Source organism: Microcystis sp. LE19-10.1B (assembly GCF_027530565.1).
GTDB classification, from domain to species: Bacteria; Cyanobacteriota; Cyanobacteriia; order Cyanobacteriales; family Microcystaceae; genus Microcystis; species Microcystis aeruginosa.
The window spans coordinates 1-1,418 of the sequence record NZ_JAPZQM010000499.1; the positions used below are offsets into that span (position 1 = coordinate 1).

At 41.1% G+C, this 1,418-nt stretch carries 1 protein-coding gene and 1 pseudogene; both read right to left on the reverse strand.

Going from position 1 to position 1,418, the window contains the following annotated elements; translation table 11 throughout:
- Nucleotides 1-428: 428 nt before the first annotated feature.
- Complete coding sequence (locus O9332_RS17965; RefSeq protein ID WP_002760965.1) at nt 429-1,220, reverse strand: HpsJ family protein; 792 nt, start codon at nt 1,218-1,220, stop codon at nt 429-431.
- A 59-nt stretch (nt 1,221-1,279) separates the two neighbouring features.
- Nucleotides 1,280-1,418, reverse strand: a pseudogene (locus O9332_RS28460) (RRXRR domain-containing protein); the annotation flags it as partial.

Consider the following 1,418-nt stretch of genomic DNA (forward strand, 5'->3'; position numbering starts at 1 on the left):
ACGACCGGCTCCTGACGACCGGCTACTGACTCCTACCCCCAGGAAAAACTTTTTCAGCAGACCCTATTTATTCTTGCCACTTCCTAATTCATAATTCATAATTCCCGCTCCCCCGCTCTCCCGCTCCCCTATACCTTTTAAACAGGATTTAGTATTAGAGGTTTAATCAATAAAAGGGCATCAGCAAATGATGCCCTGTGGCTGAATATTTAAGTATGGTCATTTCAATTAAAATTGAGAATATCAATCCCAGAGTTCATAAGGGTTTTGTCGGTCTAGAGTGTCTCAGACTTATCTGAAATGACTATAGTTACAGATTTGATCCTAAGGATGAAGTATGCTCTTGTGTGCGCTCGTCTCCTGACTCGGAGAATTCTGACTCCCGAAAACGAAAACTTTATACTTCATCATTAAGATAAATCCCCTGCTTAGGCAGTGCGTTTTTTCATACTACCTAGTTCTCGAATGCCTAACCAACCGATCAAACTATAGCAAATCGATAGCAACATACTTTGAATACCAATTCTTAACCACTGTTTCAAAGCCTCTAAGTTAGCTTGGCTTTCTGCCTGTTTTCGTCGATCTTGCAGCTGAGTTTGTAGCTGATTTTTGATCTCATCTAATCGCTGTTTAAACTCCTTCGGTTTTTTGGATAAATCCCGTAAATTAGTTAATTGTTCTCTTTGTTGGCGGAGGGTCTGTAACTGTTCCGTGTTGATCGGTTGTCCTTGGAAACGACCAGTTTCAATCACTTGAGTTCTCTGAGATATCTGCTGTTCTAATAGTTGGGGATTTTGCGATAGAGTATTTAACTGGGCTAAGAAAGCCTGAATTTGTCCCTCTCCTTGGTCAACACCCTGTTCAATTTGAGTCAAAGCGTTGTTTTTAATCTGGTTGATATTATTGATATGAACAGGAATCATCAACAGAAAAACTAAGCCTAACAGTGTGGAAAGAATAAAGATCGGCCAACGCAATTCAAACCGAGATTTTCTAGGAATGACATCTCTATTGTTAGCGTCAATCCAGTAAGCGATTAAAACGAGAACGATACCCAGAAGAGGAACAATTCCTCGATCGACAAAGGTGGTGACGAAACCTACCTGCCATTGGGATTGATTAAATCGATAGGGCAGCGGCAGGATAAACCCATCCAAAAGGAAGGAAATAATGAAAACCAATCCCGCTAATTTCAGGGACAAAGAAGTAAAGCTGTTCATCGAAAAAATGGGTCTGAAACCCCGCCCTTTAGCGATAGCGGAGGGCGGCTTTATATGAGTTAGCGAGAAACAATTAAACCGTTAGAACGACGAATTAACTGAATCTTGCTAACAGCTATCTGTCCCAATCGTTGACCATTGGTATCGCTTACAGATAGCTGTTTTTCGGTATCTCCACTGACATAACCAATCCCTTTG